The organism is Paenibacillus fonticola DSM 21315 (genome assembly GCF_000381905.1).
Classification (GTDB): domain Bacteria; phylum Bacillota; class Bacilli; order Paenibacillales; family Paenibacillaceae; genus Fontibacillus; species Fontibacillus fonticola.
On sequence record NZ_KB907269.1, the window covers coordinates 1 to 23,791 of the forward strand.

The 23,791-nt window shown below is 46.6% G+C and carries 19 protein-coding genes and 1 rRNA gene; 6 read left to right on the forward strand and 14 right to left on the reverse strand.

Annotated features, from left to right (window positions below):
* The 3 genes from G358_RS0121750 to G358_RS0121760 form a co-directional block, all read right to left on the reverse strand.
* A 16S ribosomal RNA gene (locus tag G358_RS0121750) occupies nucleotides 1–205 on the reverse strand; the annotation flags it as partial.
* Between the two features lie 337 nt (nucleotides 206–542).
* On the reverse strand, nucleotides 543–1,661 hold the full coding sequence (locus tag G358_RS0121755; RefSeq protein WP_019639376.1) for an HD-GYP domain-containing protein: 1,119 nt from the start codon (nucleotides 1,659–1,661) through the stop codon (nucleotides 543–545).
* A gap of 200 nt (nucleotides 1,662–1,861) precedes the next feature.
* The gene (locus tag G358_RS0121760) at nucleotides 1,862–2,830 is read right to left on the reverse strand and encodes a LacI family DNA-binding transcriptional regulator (protein ID WP_019639377.1); all 969 of its coding nucleotides are present in this window, start codon (nucleotides 2,828–2,830) and stop codon (nucleotides 1,862–1,864) included.
* Nucleotides 2,831–2,945: 115 nt separating this feature from the next.
* Between G358_RS0121760 and G358_RS0121765 the strand changes: the two genes are divergently transcribed.
* Entirely contained in the window at nucleotides 2,946–4,379 is a 1,434-nt protein-coding gene (locus G358_RS0121765; RefSeq protein ID WP_019639378.1) for a glycoside hydrolase family 1 protein, read from the forward strand.
* A gap of 209 nt (nucleotides 4,380–4,588) precedes the next feature.
* On the opposite strand, the gene gyrA is transcribed toward G358_RS0121765, so the two are convergent.
* On the reverse strand, nucleotides 4,589–7,147 hold the full coding sequence (gene gyrA, locus G358_RS0121770) for a DNA gyrase subunit A (RefSeq protein WP_019639379.1): 2,559 nt from the start codon (nucleotides 7,145–7,147) through the stop codon (nucleotides 4,589–4,591).
* Nucleotides 7,148–7,496: 349 nt separating this feature from the next.
* Between gyrA and G358_RS0121775 the strand changes: the two genes are divergently transcribed.
* Nucleotides 7,497–8,276, forward strand: coding sequence for a YheC/YheD family protein (locus G358_RS0121775; protein WP_019639380.1), 780 nt, complete (start codon nucleotides 7,497–7,499; stop codon nucleotides 8,274–8,276).
* Nucleotides 8,277–8,376: 100 nt separating this feature from the next.
* Here the strand turns inward: G358_RS0121775 and gyrB are convergent, their stop codons facing one another.
* The 10 genes from gyrB to gnd form a co-directional block, all read right to left on the reverse strand.
* Nucleotides 8,377–10,290 carry a DNA topoisomerase (ATP-hydrolyzing) subunit B gene (gyrB, locus tag G358_RS0121780; RefSeq protein ID WP_019639381.1) on the reverse strand — a complete coding sequence of 638 codons (1,914 nt, stop codon included), beginning with the start codon at nucleotides 10,288–10,290 and terminating at the stop codon, nucleotides 8,377–8,379.
* A 50-nt stretch (nucleotides 10,291–10,340) separates the two neighbouring features.
* On the reverse strand, nucleotides 10,341–10,589 hold the full coding sequence (gene remB, locus G358_RS0121785; protein WP_019639382.1) for an extracellular matrix regulator RemB: 249 nt from the start codon (nucleotides 10,587–10,589) through the stop codon (nucleotides 10,341–10,343).
* Between the two features lie 17 nt (nucleotides 10,590–10,606).
* Nucleotides 10,607–11,719, reverse strand: coding sequence for a DNA replication/repair protein RecF (gene recF / locus G358_RS0121790; protein WP_019639383.1), 1,113 nt, complete (start codon nucleotides 11,717–11,719; stop codon nucleotides 10,607–10,609).
* Nucleotides 11,720–11,788: 69 nt separating this feature from the next.
* Complete coding sequence (gene yaaA, locus G358_RS0121795) at nucleotides 11,789–12,004, reverse strand: S4 domain-containing protein YaaA (RefSeq protein ID WP_019639384.1); 216 nt, start codon at nucleotides 12,002–12,004, stop codon at nucleotides 11,789–11,791.
* A 61-nt stretch (nucleotides 12,005–12,065) separates the two neighbouring features.
* Complete coding sequence (gene dnaN / locus G358_RS0121800) at nucleotides 12,066–13,208, reverse strand: DNA polymerase III subunit beta (RefSeq protein WP_019639385.1); 1,143 nt, start codon at nucleotides 13,206–13,208, stop codon at nucleotides 12,066–12,068.
* Between the two features lie 294 nt (nucleotides 13,209–13,502).
* Nucleotides 13,503–14,849 carry a chromosomal replication initiator protein DnaA gene (gene dnaA, locus G358_RS0121805; RefSeq protein ID WP_019639386.1) on the reverse strand — a complete coding sequence of 449 codons (1,347 nt, stop codon included), beginning with the start codon at nucleotides 14,847–14,849 and terminating at the stop codon, nucleotides 13,503–13,505.
* 749 nt (nucleotides 14,850–15,598) lie between these two features.
* Entirely contained in the window at nucleotides 15,599–17,146 is a 1,548-nt protein-coding gene (gene gntK, locus G358_RS0121815) for a gluconokinase (protein WP_019639388.1), read from the reverse strand.
* A 74-nt stretch (nucleotides 17,147–17,220) separates the two neighbouring features.
* Complete coding sequence (locus tag G358_RS0121820; RefSeq protein ID WP_019639389.1) at nucleotides 17,221–18,582, reverse strand: GntP family permease; 1,362 nt, start codon at nucleotides 18,580–18,582, stop codon at nucleotides 17,221–17,223.
* Between the two features lie 170 nt (nucleotides 18,583–18,752).
* The gene (locus G358_RS0121825; RefSeq protein ID WP_019639390.1) at nucleotides 18,753–19,424 is read right to left on the reverse strand and encodes a GntR family transcriptional regulator; all 672 of its coding nucleotides are present in this window, start codon (nucleotides 19,422–19,424) and stop codon (nucleotides 18,753–18,755) included.
* A gap of 71 nt (nucleotides 19,425–19,495) precedes the next feature.
* Nucleotides 19,496–20,392: a phosphogluconate dehydrogenase (NAD(+)-dependent, decarboxylating) gene (gene gnd / locus G358_RS0121830; RefSeq protein WP_019639391.1), complete on the reverse strand. Its 897-nt coding sequence runs from the start codon at nucleotides 20,390–20,392 to the stop codon at nucleotides 19,496–19,498.
* Between the two features lie 317 nt (nucleotides 20,393–20,709).
* Between gnd and rpmH the strand changes: the two genes are divergently transcribed.
* The 4 genes from rpmH to jag all read left to right on the forward strand — a co-directional run bounded on the left by rpmH (nucleotide 20,710) and on the right by jag (nucleotide 23,357).
* Nucleotides 20,710–20,844, forward strand: a complete 135-nt coding sequence (gene rpmH / locus G358_RS0121835) for a 50S ribosomal protein L34 (RefSeq protein ID WP_019639392.1) — start codon at nucleotides 20,710–20,712, stop codon at nucleotides 20,842–20,844.
* A 504-nt stretch (nucleotides 20,845–21,348) separates the two neighbouring features.
* Complete coding sequence (rnpA, locus tag G358_RS0121840) at nucleotides 21,349–21,699, forward strand: ribonuclease P protein component (protein ID WP_019639393.1); 351 nt, start codon at nucleotides 21,349–21,351, stop codon at nucleotides 21,697–21,699.
* Nucleotides 21,700–21,774: 75 nt separating this feature from the next.
* Nucleotides 21,775–22,650, forward strand: a complete 876-nt coding sequence (locus tag G358_RS0121845; RefSeq protein ID WP_019639394.1) for a YidC/Oxa1 family membrane protein insertase — start codon at nucleotides 21,775–21,777, stop codon at nucleotides 22,648–22,650.
* Nucleotides 22,647–23,357 (forward strand): RNA-binding cell elongation regulator Jag/EloR, encoded by a 711-nt coding sequence (jag, locus tag G358_RS0121850; RefSeq protein ID WP_019639395.1) that lies wholly within the window; start codon nucleotides 22,647–22,649, stop codon nucleotides 23,355–23,357. Before G358_RS0121845 ends, jag begins: the two co-directional genes overlap by 4 nt.
* The last annotated feature ends 434 nt before the right edge of the window (nucleotides 23,358–23,791 follow it).

Sequence of the window (23,791 nt, forward strand, 5' to 3'; positions counted from 1 at the left end):
CCCTCATGCGAGAAAGCAAATTATCCGGTATTAGCTAACGTTTCCGCTAGTTATCCCGAGCATAGGGGCAGGTTGCCTACGTATTACTCACCCGTCCGCCGCTAGGTGATTTCGGAAGCAAGCTTCCAAAATAACCTCGCTCGACTTGCATGTATTAGGCACGCCGCCAGCGTTCGTCCTGAGCCAGGATCAAACTCTCCAATAAAGTTCGGATAAGTGCTCTTGCCCGAAAGCAAGAGGCGCTCCATCCGATTATCGAATAAGCTGATAGCTCATTTTGAATCTGACGAGATCAGATTTATATCTGACTCTATTATTTAGATTTCACTTGCGTGAAACCCGCTCACTCGTTGTTCAGTTTTCAAAGATCAACTTCGTTTCTTGCATGTGCCGTTGTTTCAGCGGCAACTCTTATAATATAACATCTGCTGCGAATAATTGCAAGAGTTTTTTTAAAAATATTTTTAAAGTTTCAAGTTCAACTCTTTCAGTTATCGTACAGCAAGGAATACTATATCCTATTTTCTATTTAAAAAGCAAGCCTAGGAAAGAACTTCCTCAATATACAAACTAGTATCCTGCATTAAATTAATAATTTCGCCATTTACCGATACCATGGGCCGGGTAGGATGATTACGATCGGAGAATACAATTTCCCCTGTCATATCATTGTTGAGGCGTACTTTCATTCCGTTATGGAACTGCGTTACCTTCTCGACAAAGGTTTGTACGATACTCGGATCCAACTTGCCGAATGCTTCGGATTTTATCTGCTCCAATACTAAATACGGCGATTGCGCCTTGCGATATCTGCGGTTCAAGGTCATGGCATGAAATATATCTGCTACCGCTACGATCCTCGCATATATATGAATCTTATCTCCCGTCAAGTGGAAAGGATAACCCGAACCATCCATTTTCTCATGATGCTGCAGGGCAGTCAGACGAACTCCCTCATTAATGGCGGACGTTTTCCGAAGCTGTTTATATCCATAGGTCGTATGCATGCGCATTTCTTCAGCTTCGCTCTCTGACAGCGTATCGGGATTGTAAAAAATCCGCGGATCCACTTTCGTATTCCCAATGTCATGCAGCAATCCGGCAAAAGCGACCTGCATCCAATCCTTCTGCGGCAGGCCATACCACTGGGCAAGCAAATAAGAAGTCATCGAGGAGAGGATGGCATTATGGTACAGATAGTCATATTCGTTCATATTTCGTGGCGTAAACGTCAATACTTTGTAATGTTTCATTTGACCGGTCAAAGCCTCCAACTGACGACGCAGCTCATAGATCGGCAAATCGGCTGCTAATACAGACTGAAAGGCGCTTTTCGTCAAATGAAGCATACGGTCATATTCCTGATGAAGTGCACTTACCGATAAAGAAAGCTCTGCTTCCGGATGAGCTGCATCGGATTTTGTTGAAGCGGCTTGCGATTGGTTTCCCGTTTCTGGAGCTGGAGAAGCTGCCTGCGAATTTTTCGCAGAAGCAGGTGATTTCTCGATCTCTACCTCCTGAATTAGAAAAGCGCTTAAAATATCCAAATCCCTCGGCAGCAGTACCTTCCCTTTTTGCAATAAAAGACCGCCTAAAGGACTATAGACGTGGTTTACAATTTTAAATCCAGGTTTAAGTTCTGCTACAGGGATGCTGGTCATTTGCATTCTCTCCTCAAAATTCGCTTTTATAGCGTATTTCTTCTGCTCTTAATATGAATTCTTAATATGAATTAGACTTAGTACTATTGTCATTATAGTATGACCGTAAATACCCAACAATCTCCTTTTTGTAAAAACGCTCTAAAAAAAGAATTTTGCTTAATCGTGTATTGTAGCAGATAACTTCAATTCTCGTATATTCAAGTCGTTTGGCGCTCAACAAGGCGGTAACTTAATTGCGGAAGTTCTAAGCATTCGTCACCGATGATGTTCCATATATGATAAAAGGCATTCTGCGCCTGCTCTTTGATAGGATTATGAACGGTCGTTATGGCTAGTGAGGCCGATAACTCTGTATCGTCAAAGCCGACTATCGCCAGTTGGCCAGGGATAGCCAGGTGTTGGCGGCGAGCCTCGTTCAGCATGCCTGCGGCTGCATAGTCGTTAGAGCAAAGAACGGCTGTGGGAGCCTCCTTCATGGCGGAGAGCGAACGCCAAGCTTTTTCTCCGTCAAGCATTCCGTAAACCCCATAACGATACCATTCTGCTCTGATCGGCAAGCCGTGCTGCTTCATCATGGATTCATATGCCAGCCTGCGGCTTCTCGTATTCAAACTGTCCGGTCTGCCAAATATATTGGCAATTTGGGTATACCCTTTCTCCAGCAAGCGGGCAAGCCCCAGCTTGTACCCTTCACCTTGATCCATCGCGATGGAAGAAATTTGGCCTCTCCGCATACGCTGCCACGCTATAATAGGCCCATATTTGCAATAAGCAGACAGCTTTCCCGGATCATTGACACAGGTAATAATCAATAAGCCATCTACCCGTTTGCTTCGCAAATCTTCAAAGGCCTGCATCTCTTTCGTTTTATCCCCTTGAGAAGTGTAAATAAGAGTTTGAAACCCATAACCTACAGCAGTTTTTATAAAATGATCCAAAAAGGAAACCGTAATTTCATGAAGCGCCACAATGACGATGCCGATTTGATTCGTCCGGCCCTTCGACAGCGCTACGGCGTTCCGGTTAGGGGCATAGTCGAGCTGCTTCATAATTGTTAAAATTTTGTCTCGCGTTTCTTTGTTCACGTTAGGTGAATTGTTGATGACTCTTGACACTGTTGCCCTGGAGTAACCGGATAATAACATGATCTGTTTGAACTTTGACATGTAAATATCCCTTTCTCAAAAGTTAAGTTGACATGTAACCCGTTCCAACAATTACGATGAAATCAAGTCTTATCTAGTGTAGCATAAATCCAAAAATTCGAATGGGGTGCAGTAAATGAACAAGAACAACGGATTAGAAATTAATTTCCCGGAAGATTTTCTGTGGGGAGGAGCTGTCGCGGCCAATCAACTGGAGGGTGCTTATAATAAAGATGGCAAAGGTTTATCCACGCAGGACATTATGCCGAATGGAATAGCCGGGCCAATCACGGAAGCTCCGACACCTGACAATATGAAGCTGGTTGGCATCGATTTTTACCACCGTTACAAGGAAGATATCAAACTGTTCGCGGAAATGGGCTTTAAAGTGTTCCGGACCTCTATCGCCTGGTCACGCATTTTTCCACAAGGGGACGAGACGGAGCCGAACGAAAAGGGGCTGCAATTTTACGACGATTTGTTCGACGAATGTTTGAAATACGGCATTGAACCGCTAGTGACTTTGTCCCACTATGAAACCCCGCTGCATCTTGCCAAACAATATGACGGCTGGGTCAACCGGAAGCTGGTGGATTTCTACAAACGTTATGTTTCCACCGTATTCCGCCGTTACAAAGGAAAAGTGAAATACTGGCTGACCTTTAATGAGATCAACTCTATTCTGGAAGCCCCATTTATGAGCGGGGGCATTTACACGCCAAAGGAAAAACTGAGTAAACAGGATCTTTATCAAGCTGTCCACCACGAATTAGTAGCCAGTGCTGCTGCGGTCAAGCTCTGTCATGAGATCGATCCGCAGGCCAAAATTGGCTGCATGATATTGAGCATGCCCACCTATCCACTGACGCCGAACCCCGATGATATCATTAAGGTCATGGAGTTCGAACACCGGAACTATTTCTTTGGAGATGTGCACGCCCGGGGCGTTTATCCGGGATACATGAAACGTTACTTCAGAGAAAACGGTATAGAGATCAAGTTCGAGCCTGGCGACGAGGAAATTTTACGGCACACGGTTGATTTTATCTCCTTCAGCTATTATATGAGCATTTGCCAGACCGCTGATCCAGAGAAAAAGGCTGCCGGCGAAGGGAATTTGCTTGGCGGTATCCCTAACCCTTATCTGCAAGCCAGCGAATGGGGATGGCAAATTGATCCGCAAGGTCTGCGCGTTGTGTTGAACGACTATTATGACCGTTATCAAAAACCGCTATTTATTGTTGAAAACGGTCTGGGCGCGGTCGATGAACTAATCGTAAACGAAGCGGGAGAGAAAACGGTGGAAGATGACTATCGCATTAATTATTTGAATGATCACCTGGTTCAGGTAGCGGAAGCTATTGCCGATGGCGTGGATGTAATGGGCTATACGTCCTGGGGCTGCATTGATCTGGTCAGTGCTTCGACAGCACAGTTGAAGAAGCGTTACGGCTTTATTTATGTAGATCGTCATGATGATGGCTCGGGTACGTTGGAGCGTTACCGTAAAAAATCGTTCCACTGGTATAAGGAAGTTATCGCAACGAACGGAAAAAGCCTGAAGCGGTAATCCACCCCAAGAAAATAGTATGCGATCAGCAGACAGACTTCAATCAGCAAACAGTTCTGTTCAGCAGAGTAGGCGCCGTGATCAGCGGTAGCTTCTTGTGATATCAAAAAGTTTTAACTGTGTCCCTTGTACTTTCTGATTCCATCAAAAAAAACGCCCGAAGACAGATTTCTGGCAAATGCCAGCCGTTCTTCGGGCGTTTCTGCTATTTATTCCTCGGAATGATCCGAGTCTGTATCGGAATCCACTTCATTCGCTTCTGCCTGCTGGCTTGAATCCGTCGACTCCCCATTTACTGAACCTTCCAGGTAATCGCCGTTTTCATCGTCCTCGTTCTCCGTCTCTTCGCTCTTGTCCGAACGGCAAACCGTAGCTACGGCATCATCTTCACGAATGTTAATCAGCTTCACGCCCTGCGTGTTACGGCCCATGGTCGAGATGCCTTCCATGCTCGTACGGATGAGCGTTCCGCTGCTGGTAATAATCATCAGATCCTCTTCATCTTTAACTACTTTGAGGCCGACGACTTGACCGTTCTTCTCCGTGACATTGATCGTCTTGATCCCTTTGCCGCCCCGGCTTTGAATCCGGTATTCGGAGACAGGGGTCCGTTTACCGTAACCCTTCGTCGTGACGATCAGAATATCCTGATCAGGAACGATGACATCCATGCCGATCAGCTTATCTTCTCCATCAAGCGTGATCCCCTTAACCCCGGTAGCTGCTCTGCCCATAGAACGAACATCGCTTTCCGGGAAGCGGATGGACATTCCTTGAGCCGTACCCATGATGAGCTCTTGCTCCCCATCCGTGAGTCTTACATCAATAAGGGTATCGTCTTCACGCAAATTGACAGCAATCAGTCCGCCCTTGCGAATGTTGATGTAGTCCTCGAGCGGCGTCTTCTTCACGATACCTTGACGTGTCGCAAAGAACAGATATTTATCCTCATCAAATTTCTCCACGGGAATTACCGCATTTACCGTTTCCCCTTGTTCGATTTGAATCAGGTTAATAATCGGTGTTCCCCGCGCGGTCCGGCCGAGTTCAGGTATTTCATAGGCCTTCAGGCGATACGCCTTGCCTCGGTCCGTAAAGAACATCAGATAATGGTGAGTATTCGTTACGAACAAATGCTCGACGAAATCATTATCCTTTGTATCCATTCCGACGACGCCCCGTCCACCGCGCTTTTGACTGCGATAGGTCGTAACCGGCAGACGCTTAATATATCCGGTGTGCGTAATCGTAATGACTACTTCCTCCTGCGGGATCAAGTCTTCGTCAAGAATGCTCTCCGCGCCGATCGTGATTTCCGTCCGGCGTGCATCGGCAAAGCGATCGCGAATTTCCTGCAGCTCGTCGCTGATGATTTGCAGAACGAGAGCTTCGTTCGCTAGAATCTCGCGATATTCGGCGATTTTCTGAAGAAGCTCATTGTACTCTTCCTCGATCTTCTCGCGCTCCAAACCTGTCAGACGCTGCAGACGCATGTCGAGGATCGCTTGCGCTTGCTCCTGACTCAGACCGAACCGTTCCATCAACCCTGTACGGGCAATTTCGGTTGTCCGCGATCCGCGAATGAGGGCAATTACCTCATCCAAATGATCCAGAGCAATTCGTAATCCTTCTAAAATATGAGCGCGTGCTTCCGCTTTTCGAAGCTCGAATTCTGTCCGGCGGCGAATAACTTCCACCTGATGTTGCAAATAATGTTGAAGTACTTCCTTAAGCGTCAAAATTCTCGGCTCGTTGTTCACGATCGCAAGCATGTTGATGCCGAAAGTACTTTGCAATGACGTATGCTTATATAAATTGTTCAGCACGACATTCGGATTGACGTCGCGGCGCAGCTCGATAACTACGCGCATCCCGTTACGGTCGGATTCGTCCCGCAAATCGGTAATGCCGTCGATCTTCTTCTCTCTCACGAGCTCAGCGATCTTCTCTACCAGCCGGGCTTTATTGACCTGGTAAGGAAGCTCGTCCACGATAATGCGTGCTTTATTGTTATTCTCTTCAATCGTCGTTCTCGCTCGCATTGTAACCGAGCCGCGGCCCGTTGTATAGGCTTGGCGAATGCCGGAGCGGCCCATAATATACCCTGCGGTCGGGAAATCCGGACCTTGAATATAATCCATCAGCTCGATCGAATCGATATCCGGGTTCTTGATCATCGCTTGAACCCCATCGATGACTTCGCCTAAGTTATGCGGGGGAATATTCGTAGCCATCCCTACTGCGATTCCGGATACGCCGTTAACGAGCAAGTTCGGATAACGTGCCGGAAGCACAACCGGCTCGTGCTCCTCCCCGTCGTAGTTCGGCATGAAGTCGATTGTATCTTTATTAATATCGCGCAGCATCTCCATAGCTATTTTGGACAGGCGCGCTTCCGTATAACGCATTGCTGCGGCAAAATCACCGTCAATGGAACCAAAGTTTCCGTGGCCTTCTACAAGCATATAGCGCATTGAGAAATCCTGTGCCATCCGAACCATCGTCTCGTATACCGCCGAATCACCATGCGGGTGATATTTACCGATTACTTCACCGACGATTCTCGCCGATTTCTTATACGGCTTATCGGGATACATGCCAAGCTCGGACATCGCATACAGGATACGGCGATGCACCGGCTTCAAACCATCCCTAACATCTGGCAGAGCACGGCTGACAATAATGCTCATCGCGTAATCCATAAAGGATTCGCGCATTTCCACATTAATGTCCCGATCTACGATTTGCGAAAATTTTTCTTCCGCCATGCTGGACCTCCTTCAAATTCTATCCAAATGCCTATGCTCGGGAAATACCTAGAATAAACCGGTAAGCCACTAGTACTTATTATATTACTTTCACATTTTAAGCACAATTAAACGTATTTGATTTCCCGGTTATCTTCCCGAACCAAGCACCTTTAAAAAAATGGTGATGTGTCCACTCCCATTCAAACTTCTGCTCATATACTACGGATATAGGCATTTTCTTTTACACGTCAATGAACTAACAAGATTCCCACATCTCATAATTATATCATTTTTTATCTCTTCTGTCCTATGTTTTCATCCCTGAAGAAAATGTACGACAAGTGCTCAGGAAAGGAAGGAATATTACTTGGCCATTCAACGTATTGCAAGCAAATGGGAAAAAACAAAAGTTTTGAAACAAGGAGAGCATCTTGTGCCGTATATTCCAGACACCCGCAGATACTCTCTCGCTCAGCTTAAAGATATGTTAGGCGCATACCAGATGGTATACATTAAACCAGACTGCGGAACTTACGGCATAGGGGTGATGTGTGCTGAAATAGAGAAAGATGAGATCGACAATAACAAAGCGCCGCAATACAATCTCAAATATGGTACCCATAGCGAAGGTCATCAAAGCATAGAACATCTGCATAGGTCCATCAAAGATAAAATCGGATCAAAGTCATATTTAATCCAAAAAGGGATTGATCTGTTAACCTATAAGCATCGAAAATTCGATCTTCGCGCCCTAGTTCAAAAAACGCCTCATAACACTTGGGAAACTACAGGATTCATCGGCCGCGTAGCCGCCCCGCACAAAATCGTTACCAACCATCACAGCGGGGGGACAGCTTTGCCGATAGAAGAATTGTTAGGCCCCCATTTGGCTCCTCCACAGTTCGCGAATCTTTACAAGGAAATGAAGAGTCTCGGCGTACAAGCAGCATCACAGCTATCGCGCAAATATCCCAAACTCAAGGAAATAGGCCTTGATCTGGCGATTGACGAACAGTTTCGGATTTGGATATTGGAAGTAAACACGAAACCGGCTCTCTTTCCCTTCAAATGGCTGGAGGACAAAGGCGTTTATAAAAAGGTGCGCCGCTATGCGGTCGCTTATGGACGGCTGAAATCCGCTAAATAGGACCCCCAGTATACAAGCGTACAAAAAAGACCTCGTCAAATAACGAGGTCCTTTAACATGGATGACAAACTATTTCGCTGCCATTTGTTTAATCTATTTCCTAAATGTCAAGATTTGTAACATATTTAGCATGCTCATGAATAAAATCGCGGCGCGGCTCCACGTTGTCCCCCATCAGTGTATCGAAGATCGCATCTGCCTGGATCGCATCGGAGATGGACACCTGCTGCATCGTACGGCTCTCGGGATCCATCGTCGTCTCCCATAGCTGCTCGGCATTCATCTCGCCAAGCCCCTTATAGCGCTGTACGTTAAATTTAGCATTCTCGCCAAACTCAGCAATAATCTCATCGCGCTCCCGTTCTGAGCCAGCATACCGGACGACTTTGTTGCGCTCGATTTTGAAGAGCGGCGGCTGGGCGATATAAATATAACCGACCTCAATCAGCTTCCGCATATAGCGGAAGAAGAACGTCAGCAGTAAAGTGCGGATATGCGCGCCATCGACGTCGGCATCGGTCATAATGATAACTTTATGATACCGCGCCTTGGAAATATCAAATTCTTCGCCGATTCCGGTACCGAGCGCCGTAATGATCGCCCGAATTTCGGCATTGCCCAGAATACGATCCAGTCGCGCTTTCTCCACGTTCAAAATTTTACCGCGCAGCGGCAGTATCGCCTGGAAATGACGATCCCGCCCTTGCTTGGCAGATCCGCCAGCAGAGTCCCCTTCGACGATGTACAGCTCGCTGATCGAAGCATCCTTGGAGGAGCAATCCGCCAGCTTGCCCGGCAAGGCGCTTACCTCCAGCGCACTCTTGCGCCGCGTCAGCTCGCGCGCTTTACGGGCAGCTTCGCGCGCCCGCGAAGCTTGCAGCGCCTTCTCCAAAATCCGCCGCGATACCGCTGGATTCTCCTCCATAAATTCCTGCAGCTTCTCGGAGAACAACGATTCCACAATACCGCGTACTTCACTGTTTCCTAGCTTTGTCTTCGTTTGCCCTTCGAATTGCGGCTCTGGAATTTTAACGGAAATGATCGCCGTTAAGCCTTCCCGCACGTCATCCCCGGTCAAGTTGGAATCATTGTCTTTAATCATATGATTCTTGCGGGCATAATCGTTAATGATCCGGGTAAGGGCACTCTTAAATCCGGATTCGTGCGTTCCGCCTTCATGCGTATTAATGTTGTTGGCAAAAGAATGAATATTTTCCGTATAGCTATCGTTGTATTGCAGCGATACTTCCACCACAATCATATCCCGTTGTCCTTCGACATAAATCGGCTCTTCATGCAGCGGTTCTCTATTCTGATTCAAAAATTTGACATACTCGATAATCCCGCCTTCATAGTGGAACCTTTCCGATTGACCTGTCCGCTCATCCGTCAGAGACAAATTAATCCCCTTATTCAAAAAGGCCAGCTCACGAATCCGGGAAAGCAAAATATTATAGTCATAGACCGTTGTTTCTGTAAAAACTTCCGGATCGGGGTGAAACGTAGTTTGGGTACCTGTCTTCTCCCCCGCTTCCCCAACGATGCGGATATCATATTGAGGCACTCCGCGTTGGTACTCTTGCATGTATACATGCCCATCCCGGCGGATTTTGACGATAACTTTCTCCGAAAGGGCATTGACGACAGATACGCCTACACCGTGCAATCCGCCGGATACTTTATAACCGCCGCCCCCAAACTTGCCGCCTGCATGCAGAACGGTCATAACTACTTCGAGTGTCGAGCGTTTCAGTTTAGGATGCTCCCCGACCGGAATTCCCCGGCCGTTATCGGTTACAGTAACACTGTTATCCTGGTGCACCGTCACATCGATCGTATCGGCATAACCGGCAAGCGCTTCGTCAATACTGTTGTCCACGACTTCCCATACCAAATGATGCAAACCCCGGGAACTAGTCGAGCCAATATACATACCTGGCCGCTTACGGACGGCCTCCAGGCCTTCGAGCACCTGTATCTGACTCTCGTCATACGATTGTTCGTTCATCGACATGCCTTCATTCACCTACTTCTATAGATTCAAATCCCCGCCATATGGGGCAGCTAGACTGCAAAGGAAATGTTCGCTTTCTTCTTTAGCGTTGCGGAAGAGATGGGGGAGTAAAACACCGTGCTTTTTGTAACTACGATAGATTTGGCTTCTTCCTCTCCGATGCGCAGCACTTTTTTCTCCTTCATTGCATGACTGACGAACTGCTTGGAAATTTTCGATGATTTCTCAATCGAAATATCGAAGATCGCAACCAGCTCCGAAGAGAAAATGACCCTCTCGCCGCCTAAATGAATATACATCTCATTCCTCCGCTCAATTATGAATTGATTTTTCCTTCCTGGACATGAAAAATGCTGGCGTCCTGCAGCCGGCTCGCATTAATGCTTTCAATGCCCGTCGCTGTAATGAACGTCTGCACTTTACTCTGAAAAGTCTCGATCAACTGCGTCTGCCGATAAGGATCCAGTTCAGACAGCACATCATCCAGCAGAAGGATCGGGTATTCGCCAATCTCCTCATGAATGAGCTCGATTTCAGCCAGCTTCAACGATAAAGCCGTCGTCCTTTGCTGTCCCTGGGAGCCGTACACCTGGGCTTCATTGCCATTGATATAGAAAGCCAAATCATCGCGGTGCGGCCCGGAAAGCGTCATGCCACGACGGATCTCCTGATCTTTCATTTGTGATAACTTTATCATAAATTGCTGCATTAGGACAGCTTCATCTTCTTCATCCGCTTCCCCAAAGGAGGGTAAATAGGTTAATTCCAGCTTTTCTAGGCCTCCGGTAATGCCTTGATGGATCTGTTCCGCCCATTTTTGCAGCTTTCTTATAAATTGTTTCCTCTTTTTGATAATTTTAACACCATGCTCGGCAAGCTGCTCATTCCATATTTCCAGCATTACGCCCATTTCTGGCCCGGCTCCCCACGCCTGCTTCAGCAGGTTGTTTCTTTGCATAAGCACCTTCTGGTATTGCTGAAGATGGAACAAATAGCTTGGCTGAACCTGGCCGATCTCCATATCGAGAAAGCGCCGGCGAATACCCGGCGTGCCTTTGACGATTTCCAAATCTTCTGGGGCAAACATAACGACGTTCAGTGTACCGATGAAATCGCTGAGCTTCCGCTGCTCCAAACCGTTTATTTTCGCTCTCTTGCCTTGCGGCGATAAGCGGAGCTCCAGATTGACGGCCCCATATTTCTTCTCCACTTGTGCCGATACAACGGCATGGTCACTGCCGAAGGCGATCAGCTCTTTGTCCTTCGTTGTGCGGTGGGATTTGGTTAAAGCAAGGACAAGAAGCGATTCGAGCAGATTCGTTTTCCCTTGGGCGTTACGACCGATCAGCAGATTAACATGACCGAATTCCCCCAAATCGAGGCTCTCGTAATTCCGGTAATGCTCCACACGCAAATGATTTACATACATGCGGATATGAGCCCCCTTATTTCCCGCTGTTCCCGGATGAAGCCATCATCCAAGAGCAGTTCAGGGACCTTATGGCTTAGCAACTTGAAAAACACCGCATCCCTCTACTTCAACCGTATCCCCAGAGTACAGCTTACGGCCGCGCCGTTCTTCGGGCGCACCGTTAACCTTTACGGCATTATCCTGCAAAAGCGCTTTGGCCATGCCCCCTGTTGATACGCAATCCGCCAGCTTCAAAAATTGATCCAGCTTAATGTACTCGGTCGATATCGCGATTGTCTTCATTTTTCGTTTCTTCCTTTCTTTCCTCGTCATCACCGCTTGAAGGCCTGTTCTGCCCCGGCGATTAATTCGTTGTGCGGTAAGGGAGAATGAGGTACAGGCTTTGGCTCTCATCCAAAGGCTTAATAATGATCGGGCTCATCGCGCCTGTAAAGCCGATATGCAGCTGCTGGCTCTCCACCACTTTGAGTACGTCCAGCATATACTTCGAGTTAAAAGAAATTCGCAGCGGTTCTCCCTCAAAACGAGCAACCTCGAGTTGTTCTGTCACCTTCCCAAGCTCCGATGAGCTGGAGGAAATTTCAATCGTTCCATCGTCCAGCGTTTGCAGGCGCACGATATTTGTCTTCTCTTCACGAGACAGCAAATAGGCCCGGTCAATGGAATCACTCAATTTTTTTGTATCCAGCACGAGTTCTGTTTTGTAATTTGTGGGAATAATTTTGGATGTATCGGGATAAGTTCCGTCTAAAATACGAGAATAGAACAATATTCGGTCAATTTTAAATAAAACCTGATTATCGGCAACTACGATTTCGACCATTGTATTTTGATCGGGAACAATTTTGCTTAATTCATTCAATGTTTTGCCTGAAATGACGATGTTGCTGAAACGAATATCATCCGCATCGTTCAATGAAGCTGTACGGCTGGCTAGACGGTGACGGTCCGTCGCCACGAATTTGAATTGGTTGTCGCTTAAATTCCATAATACTCCGGTTAGAATCGGTGAAGTCTCATTGACGGAAATGGAAAATGCCGTTTGCTTGATCATATTTTTGAGCAGGTCACCGGGAATCGTAATAATTTGATCCTCTTCAATGCTAGGAAGAACAGGGAATTCTTCCGGATCCAATCCAACCATCTGAATATCCGTTGAACCGGAGCGGATTAAAGTTTGGAAGCCTTCCTTAACCTCCATCTCAATTTCTTGGGAAGGAAGCTTCTTAATAATTTCCACGAAAAATTTAGCGGGCAGTACAACACTGCCGGAGCGTTCTACCTGCACGATTTGTTTGTCATGATCTTCCGCAGGAATAAAAGCCTGGATCGATATATCCGTGTCGCTCGCAGTTAAAGTCATGCCTTGAAAATTTACCTCTAGCTTGATGCCCGTCAAAATAGGTATGGTGGTCCGGCTGGAGATCGCTTTGGATACATGCTGGATAGATTCGTTTAGTTCATGCTTAAGAATGCGGATTTTCATAACTTCAACTCCTAAAAATTTTATGTAACAAGAACGGTATAAATGTTCAACTCAAAAAAAGTAATAAGCGTCGTCCGATAAGCATACATTATTTTATATCGACATAAAGCTCGTACAATTTGGCAGTCAGGTGCTGTTTGATCATTCACGGCATAGGCCGCTTATATGATGATGTATATCTTTTAATTATATAGAAGAAGTAGTAGGGGCACTGAATATGTGGATAACACACATAATGATATGAAATCAAGCCTATCCACATGTGTATAGAATGTGCATAGGCTTCGAGCTTATTCAGGATAAGTTTTTAATTTTTTCGATCAGGTTATTCACAACTTTATATAAGTCCTGGTCTGTTTTCAATGCTTGGGATATTTTTTCATGCGCATGAATTACGGTAGTATGATCGCGGCCCCCGAAAGCGTCGCCGATTTTCGGCAGCGAGAAATCTGTCAGCTCCCGGGATAAGTACATGGCAATTTGCCGCGGAAATGCGATAGCTTTCGTACGTTTGCGCGCTTTGAAATCTTCCATTTTCAAATTGTAATATTCGCCGACTTTTTGCTGTATATCTTGAATGGTAATCATTTTTGGACGGCTCGATGGGATAATATCTTTCAGCGCTTCAGCGGCTAGATGGGTAGTTACGTCCTGATTGATCAGTGAGGAGTAAGCGACAACCCGTATTAATGCCCCTTCAAGCTCTCTGATGTTCGTATCGATCTGGTTGGCAATATACATCATCGCTTCGTTTGGAATATCCAAATTTTCAGCCTTGGCTTTCTTGCGCAGAATAGCGATTCTTGTCTCCAGGTCCGGCGGCTGGATATCGGTAATCAGTCCCCATTCAAACCGTGACCTAAGCCGTTCCTCCAACGTTGGAATTTCCTTTGGCGGCCGGTCGCTGGAAATAATAATTTGCTTGCGCTCTTCATGCAGCGCATTGAAGGTATGGAAAAACTCCTCCTGTGTCGATTCCTTCCCGGCCAAAAACTGAATGTCATCAATGAGCAAAATATCAATGTTCCGGTATTTGTTCCGGAAGCTTTCCGCCCTGTTATCCCGGATAGAGTTAATGAATTCATTTGTAAATTTCTCGGAAGAAATATAAACGACTTTACTGCTTGGACTATGCTCCAGAATGTAGTGTCCAATCGCATGCATGAGGTGGGTTTTGCCTAAGCCTACGCCGCCATATAGGAACAGCGGATTGTAAGCCCGGGCTGGCGCCTCTGCGACAGCAAGCGATGCGGCATGGGCAAACCGGTTGCCTGATCCAATAACGAAGGTGTCAAACGTATATTTCGGATTCAGCATATGGGAGACAGTTTCCTCTATAGCAACGGGGGCGGGAGTCTCTTTTTGCTTCTGCGTTTGCTCCGCTGGTGCTGATTCCTCGATGACGAAAGAGACGTCGACTTGTTTGTCGAGATATTCATATACGGTCGTCGCCACCAGTTTCGTATATCGGCTCTCCAGCCATTCTACGGCGAAGGTGGTCGGAGCGGAAATGACGATCGATTGTTCGGTAAGCGATACTACTTTGGTAGCTTTGAACCAGGTATCGAAGCTCGGTTTGCTTAGCTTGGTATTAATGATGGATAAAATATGTTGCCATATTTCGGAGGTATGGCTGTCCACAGACTGTCACTCCTTTTAAATCTCACTTTGTGGCTTGAGCCATGAGGATCGGGTCGAAAAAAGCATAAATAAAGGGGAGCGTTATCCCCATTAGTCAGAAGGCTATGATAATTATAAACGTGGATAAAACTGAATTGTTCACAATCTTATCCACAGCCTGTTGATAATTATGTTATTAACCAGAGATATTCACAACAAAAAGTAATCTAATCATAGCAAAATAAGCCTTGTATTTCAATGATCGACTCCAAATTATCCACAAATTCAATAACTTGTGTATAATTTTAATTCACACCACTATATATTGTTTATAAATTGTTTAATATTCGACATTTTGAGTGGAATATCGCTAAAAATTATACACAGGTTGTTAAAGTATAGGTAGAACTTTGTAGAATAGATCCCCTAAGAAAATTTGTGAATAACTATTGAAATCTATTTTTGACCTTTGTATGTTGACCTTTTGATGGTAAGGAAAAGACACGCCTGAACAGGGCGAACCTGAATACAGCAAACCAGAACAGGGCAAATGAGAAATGGGAGGAAGGAGAAAGGGAGGGAAGGCAAGCGGCGAGGATGACAATAATAAAAGGGAATGGGGGGAGGAAGCTCAGATCCTCGCACCCAAACCCATTCAATTGAAGCCTCTTTTTTAAACAGAATTATTGATGCATCTTTAAGCAGCTTAAGAAATTGTTTTATCGGAGACGCCGCGAGGCGTTTTTTTTGCTTAAGGTATCAGATTTTTCTTATTGTTTACTGCTGTTTTTTTGGAAACGGGCAATCGCCTCATAATCCTCCTCCAGCTTGCGCGAAATCCGAATATAGATCGGAAGCAGCTCCTTGTAAATCGCCGCATTGTCTTTATTCGGGATATGCTCGTAAGTTTCCCCGATCATTTCTTTGACGACGTCGAAGGAATCGATTTTGCCGAGAGCGTACAGGCCAAGAATGACTGCTCCGAGGCAGGAGCTTTCTATGCTTTCCGGAATAACGACCTTTTGGTCGAAAATATCGGCCATCATTTGCCTCCACAGCGGTGAACGGGCGAAGCCGCCAGTCGCTTGGATTTTGCACGGCACCCCGATTTGCTCCTCCATTGCTAGCAGAACCGTATACAGGTTGTAGATAACGCCCTCTAATACGGCGCGGATCATATGCTCCTTCTGGTGGTTCAGCGTCAAGCCAAAGAAAGAGCCTCTGGCGTTAGAATTCCAAAGCGGCGCCCGTTCTCCGGACAGGAAGGGGTGAAATAACAATCCGTCAGAGCCCGGAGTTACCCGTTCTGCAATTCGCGTTAATACGTCATAGGGGCTGATGCCCAGCCGGTTGGCTGTTTCGACTTCCGAAGCGGCAAACTGATCCCGCACCCAGCGGAAAATCACGCCGCCATTGTTCACAGGGCCGCCGATAACCCAATGTTTATCGGTTAGCGCGTAACAGAAAATTCGGCCTTTCGGATCCAACACAGGCTGATCCACTACCGTGCGGATCGCCCCGCTGGTGCCGATGGTGACAGCAACGACGCCGGGGTCAATCGCATCTACTCCCAGATTGGACAGCACGCCGTCGCTTGCGCCGATCACAAAAGGGGTAGAAGGGGAAAGTCCCATTTCTTTGGCATAGGCTGCAGAAAGCCCTTGAATCACATGCGTGGTAGGGACGAGCTGGGACAACTGGTCCGGTGTAATTCCGGCCAGCGCAAGAGCTTCATCGTCCCAATCGAGCTGCTGCAAATGGAGCAGGCCTGTGGCCGACGCAATCGAATAGTCGACGATATACTGTTGAAACAGCTTGTAAAATACATATTCTTTAATAGAAATAAACTTATATGCCGCATTAAATACATCTGGATGATCATGGCGAAGCCACATCAATTTGGTGAGCGGCGACATCGGATGGATGGGCGTTCCGGTACGCATGTAAATGTCGTGGCCGCCCAGGTTATTTTTTAGGCGGTTTGACCATTCCGCACTGCGATTGTCCGCCCAGGTTAGACAGCGCATTAAAGGCTGGCCGTCCCGGTCGACGGGAATGACGCTGTGCATAGCCGAGCTGAAGGAGACAAGCATAATATTTTCCGGGGCAACCAGGCTTTTTTTCATGACATGTTTCACCGCACTGATGACGGCTGCAAAAATTTCCTCTGGATCTTGCTCCGCTATGTCTGCGGAAGGCGTATATAGCGGATATTCTTCATTGGCGGAAGCTATTATGTTGCCGTTGTCTTCAAATAAGACAGCCTTTGTACTTGTCGTGCCAATGTCTATTCCGATCATACAGGATAATTTGGCCATATGTATCATCCTCTCTTAGGATATACCCTATTTATTTAGGTTCCATTCAATAATCAGTTTATCGAAGGAGAAATTTAAAGTATAGTGCTGGCGATGAGTATAAATGCCAGACCAGCGACGGAAAGGATCGTCTCCATCACGGTCCATGATTTCAAAGTTTGCGCTACGGACATGTTGAAAAATTCTTTAACCATCCAGAAGCCGGCGTCATTTACGTGAGACAGCACGATGGATCCGGCACCGGTCGCAAGAACGACCAATTCCACGTTCACGCCGGGGGTAAGGGCCAGAATTGGAGCAACGATGCCCGCTGCAGTGGTCATCGCAACGGTGGCCGATCCCGTCGCTACACGGATCAATGCCGCTACGAACCAAGCGAATACAATAATGTTCACATTAGCTCCCGTGGCGATTTCCGCAATCGCTCCGCCGACGCCACTATTGACCAGCACCTGCTTGAAAGAACCGCCGGCACCGATAATAAGGATGATGGAAGCGATCGGAGCAAGGCACTCATTGGTGAACCGGGACAGATCATGCTTGGTAAATCCGCGGGAGAAGCCCAGGGAGAAGAAAGAGAAAACAACAGCGATGAGGAGCGCCATAATTTCATCTCCAATAAAATGACAAAACAAGGTGATGCTGCTTGTAGCTTCAGGATCGATAATGCTGGCGATCGAACCGGACATCATTAGAATAACAGGCAGCATAATTGTGAAGATGGTTATGCCAAAGCCGGGCAGCTCGCGATCGCCTTTGACGGCAAATTGATCGGCAAGTTCAGCAGGTGGATCAAGCAAGATGCGTTTACCGATAAATTTTCCGAACAATGGACCTGAAATGATCGCTACCGGCAGACCGATCAATAAGGAATATAAAATTGTCTTGCCCAGGTCAGCTCCAAATGCATTTATGGCAATCATGGGAGCCGGGTGGGGAGGAACAAGCCCATGCACCGTTGACAGACCAGCTAAAATAGGGATACCGATATGCAGGAGCGACATTTTCGTTTTCCGCGCTACCGTAAATACAATAGGAATAAGCAAAATGAGACCTACTTCGAAAAATACCGGAATACCGACGATAAAACCGACAATCATCATAGCCCAGTGAACTCTTTTTTCTCCAAACCGGTCGACGAGCGTAGTGGCAATGCGCTCCGCACCGCCGGATTCAGCCATCATTTTACCAAGCATTGTACCTAGACCGATGACGATGGCAATAGTGCTGAGTGTTCCGCCGAGCCCGCTCGTAATCGAATTGACGACTTCCATCGGTTTCATTCCTGCCAGAAGTCCTAGCATTAATGCGGAAATCAGCAGGGTAACGAAAGGATTCCATTTATATTTGGAAATCAATATGACAAGAAAGAGAATCGTAACAAAAGTCCATAATAGTAAAGTGGCGTTGTGACTCATGCCGAACAGGCTGTCCATAAAATACCTCCTAAATAATATGAATGCTGATAAATGATAGGAATATTTTTCTTATAGCGCTTTCAAAACGTTGGATTATTGTATATTAGGAATCTGTATACTTGTCGACAATGTAGATTGAAAAAATAAGGGGATATCAATCCCCTCCATTAATGAATAAGTCTAAACACTTATTGAATACTCTTATGTAGAGTTTGATGTGAATCGGCAAAATACTCTTCAATATGGGCTGAGACGACAGCAGGATCCCTCGTTTCCAGCCCTTGAAGCAATTTACGGTGCTTGTTGATGACGAAATTAATATGCTCTTCCTCTTGGGAAAGTACTTCTTCCGTCGTAATTAGCAATACCGTCTCCACAATTTGCCGGATGCTTAACCACAAGTGCCAAATTCTTGCATGCTTCGCTTCTTTAATAATCAGTTCATGAATGGAGAGATCTTGATATGCAAATTCTACTACATCGCGATGCTTTGCAGCGAGCTGCATTTTGTCGATGATTTGCTGCAGTTGTGAGATGACGGATGTCGGATCCTGCTGAGCGAGACGCTTCCAAGCGAAGCTTTCAATCAGAAATCTTACATCATACAGCTCAGAAATATCGTCAAGCTGCAGCCCGACAACTACAGCTCCCATACGCTGAAGTGTGATTAAACCTTCGCTGGACAGCGTTTTCAATGCTTCTCTGACCGGTGAACGGCTTGTGCCGAAATCGGCCGCAATCCCATTTTCGGACAGAACCTCTCCCGGTTTAATCGTGCCGTTAATTATTTGTAGACGAAGTTCGCAGGCGATCGATTCGCCTAGCGAGTTTCCCTTTAGCCAAGAGGATGGATATTTCATGTCATGGACTCCTATACAAAAAGATACGAATTAATCATAACATGAATGATCCTGCCAGGGTAAGCCTATGATTACTTGCTTTCCACCGCATGTCCGCCAAATTCATTGCGCAGGGCGGCGACGACTTTGCCATGGAAGGTATCAGCATCGAGCGAGCGGTAACGCATGAACAGGGACATCGCAATGACCGGCGCAGCCGCCTGGAAATCAAGCGCCGCCTCGACGGTCCATTTGCCTTCGCCCGACGAGTGCATGACACCGCGAATGTTGTCCAGCTTTGCATCTTTGGAGAAGGCATTCTCGGTCAGTTCCATTAACCACCCGCGTATGACCGAACCGTTGGACCATACTCTGGCCACCTCTTCATAGTTGAAATCAAAGGGGCTCTTGTCCAAAATTTCGAACCCTTCGGCTATCGCCTGCATCATGCCATACTCTATTCCGTTATGGACCATTTTCAGAAAGTGTCCGCTGCCGGTAGGGCCGGCATATAAGTATCCTTTGTCAACAGCAATATCTTTAAAGATGGGTTCGATTTTGCGAAATACAGCCTCATTGCCGCCGATCATGAAGCATCCTCCATGCTCAGCTCCGTTTATCCCTCCAGAAGTGCCGACATCGAAAAAGTGAATGCCCTGTTTCTCTAGTTTCTCAGCCAGCGCAAGCGAATCTTTGTAATACGAATTGCCGCCGTCAATAATGATATCGCCTTCATTTAAAAGTGGGGCTATTCCGTCAATCACCGAGTGAAGAGCCTTCCCGGCGGGAACCATAATCCATACAATACGCGGGCTTGGAAGAGAAGAGATGAACTCTTTTACGCTGAACGCCGGAATTGCTCCATCCAGAGCAGCGTTTTCAACCGAATCCCGGTTCATATCGTAAGCAACTACCTCATGATGACATTGCAGCAGATTGAGTACGAGATGGTAACCCATTTTACCAAGTCCGATCATGCCAAGCTTCATAATCGCATCACTCCTTTAAACAAGTATACTTGTATACAACTTGATATGAATTCATCATACTCTCTCCTTGATGTTCTGTAAATGGATAATTGTTTAATATTTCTTTTCAGCAAAAATACTTTTCCACATGTGCATAACTTTTATTCAATAAGTCAAAATGAAACGCTGTGGACAATTATTGAAACTTCTAAATAAAAAGAAATGCCGGGCCCGGTTGACTTTCGGCAAGGTTGTATGGTTAAATGAAAAAAGGCATTTTCTGCGCGTATAATGAAAATGGTGAATATTGAAGTTAGTCCTGTGAGGGGGTGCAATAAATGAAACCGACTTTCAAACCGAATGTGAGCAAACGTAAAAAGGTTCACGGTTTCCGTAAGAGAATGAGCACGAAGCACGGCCGTAAAATTATAGCTGCTCGTCGTCAAAAAGGTAGAAAAATTCTCAGTGCGTAATGACTTCGTAAAGACCACTACGGTGGTCTTTTTTTAAAGAGACGGGTCAATTCGTCCCATGGATTTTCTTGCAAAGTCATGCTAATTGGATAAATTAGTGCAGTATAATGAATTGTTTGTGAAGGACTCCCTGCAGTAAACGTTCCGCTTTTCGTTTCCGCCCCTCGGTTGTGGTACCGCATGATGTTTGCCGGAAGTGATTTGAAGCGCTCTTTAGCTGCGGGGCTATTTTTGTTGATGTGCTTGTGCCGGCGGAGCGGCAGGGTAGGGACAGGATCATGAGCTTAAACGTTATGAATTTCACGTGCCCCTCATATACCCAGATACGTGCCCAGTGTTTAAGTACAGGATTATAAGTAAAGTCTAAGGAAGAATATGATTATTAGCGGAACGGGATACCTAATTTAAAGTGAGGTTTACCGTTTTTGGCGTTGGTTTATAATACAAAGAAAGTGAAGCCCGCATTGCCCAGGCATTTGTGGGGTTTGAAGCAAGGAGATTGTTGTGCAGAAGAAGCTACGATTAAGGAACCGGGCGGATTTCAGCCGGGTATACCGGTTCGGAAAATCTTTCGCTAACCGCCAGCTTGTCGTCTATTGGTCGAATAAGCCGGAAATCGAGAGATTTCGGCTCGGTGTGTCGGCCAGCAAAAAAATTGGCAACGCCGTCGTCCGCAACCGGATGCGCCGTATGTTGAAAGAGATTGTCAGGCTGAATGAGGCGAAGATCCGGGATCATGTGGACATCATTTTTATAGTGCGTAAAGGTGCAGTCGGGATGGAGTATCAGGAACTGGAGAAAAGCGTGCTGCATGCTTTGCGTAAAGCCTCGCTGCTCAAGCCTTCCAGACCGTAGGGATGCTTGTTTATTTGTCCTTTTAAATATGTTATGATTTACGATGAATGGATAGGTTAAGAGAGGGGTTTTGAAGTGTCGCGTTTTAAGAACAACAGAAGCAAATGGCTTCTCCTCATTTTAGCGATCGGCCTAGTTGTTGTGCTTGCCGGTTGCGGACAAGTTGCGAATACGGCAACGACGACTGAAGATATGCGAAACAGTGGTTCGTGGTGGACGGCAAACGTCGTTTATTATTTCTCCTTTGCTTTGGATACGTTTGCGGACTGGTTCGGCGGGGAATACGGTCTGGCCATTCTTGTGCTGACGATTATTGTTCGTACGCTTATTTTGCCGTTAACTCTTAAACAGGTCAAGAGCTCAAAGGCAATGCAGGCGATCCAGCCAGAACTCGCTAAAATTAAGGAGAAGTATAAAGATAACCCTGAGAAGCAGCAGCAAGAGACGATGAGGCTGTTTCAGGAGAATAGTGTCAATCCGATGGCCGGCTGTTTTCCGTTATTAATTCAAATGCCGGTATTTATCGCATTGTATAACTCCATTTATACTAACGCGGCGATTGGTTCCCATTCTTTCTTGTGGCTCCAGCTTGGAGAGAAGGATAGCTTCTACATTTTGCCGATTATTGCTGCGTTAACGACATTTATTCAGACGAAGATGATGTCGAGCATGAATCCATCTGGTATGCAAGGGCCAATGCAATTCATGATGTTGATCTACCCTGTGTTGATCTTCGTCATGGCGCTTAATTTCCCTGCGGCACTTCCTCTATATTGGGTGTACAGTAACCTATATACGATCGGGCAAAACTATTTCATTTATCGTAAAAAAGAGCCTGTTGCTGCTACCGCTGGAAATGATGGCGGTGGAACTAAGTCGAAAAAGGGCGGTTCCAACTTAAAAGCCGGTCATCCCGGCAAAGGAGCCAAGGAGGCCAAAAAGTCAAAATGAACAAAATTGTGACGTCGGGAAAAACCGTTGAAGAAGCTGTAAAACAAGGATTGACCCAGCTCGGCACGACCGAGGATAAAGTCGCCGTGAATGTATTGGAGCAGCCATCAAAAGGATTCCTGGGACTGATCGGAGTCAGGGCAGCCAAGGTAGAAATAACCTTGCTGGAAGAAACCCCTTCAGAACCGCTTCAAGGAAGCCGTTCAAACATTTCCGCTCCCGTACTTCAAAAGGACGCAGTTGGTGATGGACGGGATCCTTATGAGGAGGCGGCGTCATTTGTTCGGGACGTCGGTGAGAATATGGGTCTGCATGTAGAGGTTGAAATACAGCATAAGAAAGACAATACTGTGCTTAACATCTCTGGCAGTGACCTGGGCTTACTTATCGGGCGGAGAGGACAAACCCTCGATGCCTTGCAATATTTGGCGAATATTATCGCTAACCGTTATTCCGATAGCTTCATTCGTATCGTGCTTGATGCGGAGAATTTCCGGGAACGCCGTAGAAAGACGCTCGAGGATTTGGCCGTCAGGCTTGCTGGTCGGGTGATTCGCACCCGAAAAGAGCTAGCGCTTGAACCGATGTCGCCGCACGAGCGCAAAGTGATTCATTCCAAACTTCAGGATCATCCGGAGGTTAAGACTTACAGTAAAGGTGAGGAACCTAACCGCCGTGTCGTTATTACACTGAAGCAGAGCAAATGAATGAGACGCAATGACGTTGTTTCGGCAAATGTCATTGCGTTATTTTATTTGGATCTCAACCCACCCAAACCCTCCCTTACCGTAAGGGAGGGCCCCCGAGGACTTGCAGCCCTCGGGACTCCCGCAAATTGGAGTAACGTGGGAGGTAAAGAGGCGCTCCTACGGGCGTAGGTGTGAGGCTCGCTTTTCCCCCTTCGGGTACGTCTTACTTTAGGAGCACCGGGGTAACCTGAAAACATGCTGCAGGCACTTCTGCTGTTGATGCGCCAGGGGAACGTTAGTGATATAAGCCGCTTACGCCCTGTCGGGCACGCTTTACTTACGGCGCTCTTGCAGATGTGGGAGTGGGAGTGAGGTTAGTGTTTGCGATGTCCTGACTGCAAGGAGGCGCTATCCCTGCGGGATGCGCTTTTGGTGTGTGCAGTAATGACAGT